Genomic DNA, 1,835 nt, shown 5'->3' with positions numbered 1-1,835 from the left:
GTTGACCTGGGGCGGCGAATACATCCACTCCGCTCCGTGGTCGGTCGGCGACCAGGGCGTACGGTCCCGGACCATCTCGACCGCCAGGCGCCCGGACTCGTGCGCCTGGGCCAGGAGCCGGCTGTCCGCCGCCGGCAGGCCCGCCGTGCCCGGCAGCGTCGTGCCCAGCACCTCGGCGAGCAGGCCCATCGTCGAGGCCGTACCCATCGTGTTGCAGTGGCCCTTGCTCCTGATCATGGCCGACTGCGACGCCTGGAAGTCGCGGTTCGAGAGCGTGCCCGCGCGGACCTCCTCCGAGAGCCGCCACACGTCGGTGCCGCAGCCCAGCGGCACGCCCCGGAACGTCCCGGACAGCATCGGGCCGCCGGGCACCACCAGCGCGGGCAGGTCCACCGAGGCGGCGCCCATCAGCAGCGACGGGATGGTCTTGTCACAGCCGCCGAGCAGCACCACGCCGTCGATGGGGTTGGCCCGGATCATCTCCTCGATGGCCATCGCGGCCATGTTGCGCCACAGCATCGCCGTCGGGCGGACCTGCGTCTCGCCCAGGGACACGACGGGCAGTTCGAGGGGTACGCCGCCCGCCTCCCAGACCCCGTTGGCCACGCTCCGCGCGACTTCCGTCAGGTGCATGTTGCACGGTGTGAGGTCGGAGGCGGTGTTGGCGATGGCGATCTGGGGCCGGCCGTCGAACGCCGAGTCGGGTGCGCCGCGGCGCATCCAGGCCCGGTGGATGTACGAGTTGCGGTCCTGACCGGCATACCACGCGTCGGAGCGGAGGGGGGCAGGCATACTGCCCATTATCAAGATTCGCCTGATCGGGTGGCAGGGGGTGCCGTGCGCGCGTTCGTCGTGGTCGGGCCGGGCCGGGCGGAAATTCAGGACGTAGCGCCCCCGGTGCCACGAATCGGCGAGGTGATCGTCGACGTCGAGCGGGCGGGTGTCTGCGGCACGGACGCCGAGTTCTACTCCGGGCACATGGCCTACCTGCACAGCGGCGACGCCGCGTACCCCATCCGGATCGGTCATGAATGGTGTGGCGTGGTGTCCGACGTCGGCGCCGACGTCGACGGCGCGTGGCTCGGCCGGCGGGTCACCGGCGACACCATGCTGGGGTGCGGCAACTGCCTGCGGTGCCTGAGCGGGCGGCAGCACCTGTGCGCCGACCGCTTCGAGATCGGCATCCGGGGCGGCTGGCCGGGCGCGCTCGCCGAGCGGCTGCCGGTGCCGGTGCGGGCGCTGCACCCCCTGCCGGACTCGGTGGACGCCACGCTCGGCGCCCTGGTCGAGCCCGGCGGCAACGCGTTGCGGGTGGTCGAGGCGGCGGCGGTCACGGCGACGACCCGGCTGCTGGTGCTCGGCCCGGGCACGATCGGCCTGCTCACGGCCCAGATCGCGGCGGCCCGCGGCGCCGAGGTGCACCTGCTCGGCCGCGACGCGCCGTCCCTCGCGTTCGCCCGCGACCTGGGCTTCGCGCACGCCTGGACGAGCGCCGACCTGCCGGACGATCTGCTGTTCGACGCTGTGGTGGACGCGACGAACGCGACCGCGCTGCCGGGCTTCGCCGTGCGCCGGGTCGAGCCCGGCGGCCGGGTCGTCTACATCGGCATCGCCGAGGAGCCGTCGTTCGTCGACACCCGGGACCTGGTGCTCAAGGACGTCACCGCGGTGGGTGTGCTGAGCGCGTCGGGCGGCCTGTCCGGCACGATCGAGCTGTACGCGACCGGCGCCGTCGACCCCCGCCCGCTGGTCGCGGCCACGGTCGGGCTGGACGAGGCGGCGCCTCGCGCGGCGTCGCCGCGACGGTCGCACCCGTGTTGGCGGCGATGTCCTCG

2 protein-coding genes are annotated in these 1,835 nt (G+C 73.7%); one reads left to right on the top strand and one right to left on the bottom strand.

All coding sequences use genetic code 11. The features are described from left to right. The coding region (locus tag AB0H87_RS41495) for a dihydroxy-acid dehydratase (protein ID WP_360159272.1) at positions 1–792 on the bottom strand (792 nt) is incomplete at its 3' end. A gap of 30 nt (positions 793–822) precedes the next feature. On the opposite strand from AB0H87_RS41495, the gene AB0H87_RS41490 reads away from it, so the two are divergent. Continuing rightward, on the top strand, positions 823–1,835 hold a 1,013-nt coding region (locus AB0H87_RS41490; RefSeq protein WP_360159269.1), incomplete at its 3' end, for an alcohol dehydrogenase catalytic domain-containing protein.

Origin of the sequence: Asanoa sp. NPDC050611, assembly GCF_040654855.1 — a bacterium.
Taxonomy (GTDB): domain Bacteria; phylum Actinomycetota; class Actinomycetes; order Mycobacteriales; family Micromonosporaceae; genus Asanoa.
This window is presented reverse-complemented; position numbering and strand designations above follow the sequence as displayed.